Genomic DNA, 230 nt, shown 5'->3' on the forward strand with positions numbered 1-230 from the left:
CGGCAGCCCCGCCGCCACGACCGCCCGCGACAGGGTGAGCCGGTCGCTGGCGTACACCGGGCGGCCGGAGCAGTCCACGGTGCCCAGCGGCTTGCCGGTGGCGGCGGCGGCCTTGACCACGGCCAGGTCCTGCGGCTGCGCACGGCTGTCGCAGACCGAGTCCGAGGCCAGGATGTCGCCGATGGATTCGGCGTACGGCGTATCGCCGATCACCCCGACCACCACGTCGA

At 74.3% G+C, this 230-nt stretch carries 1 pseudogene; it reads right to left on the minus strand.

Annotated elements, in window-relative coordinates:
- Nucleotides 1-230: pseudogene (locus ACQG3P_RS25380) on the minus strand (glycoside hydrolase family 3 protein); the annotation flags it as partial.

Source organism: Stenotrophomonas sp. SrG (assembly GCF_050031795.1).
Classification (GTDB): Bacteria; Pseudomonadota; Gammaproteobacteria; order Xanthomonadales; family Xanthomonadaceae; genus Stenotrophomonas; species Stenotrophomonas rhizophila_A.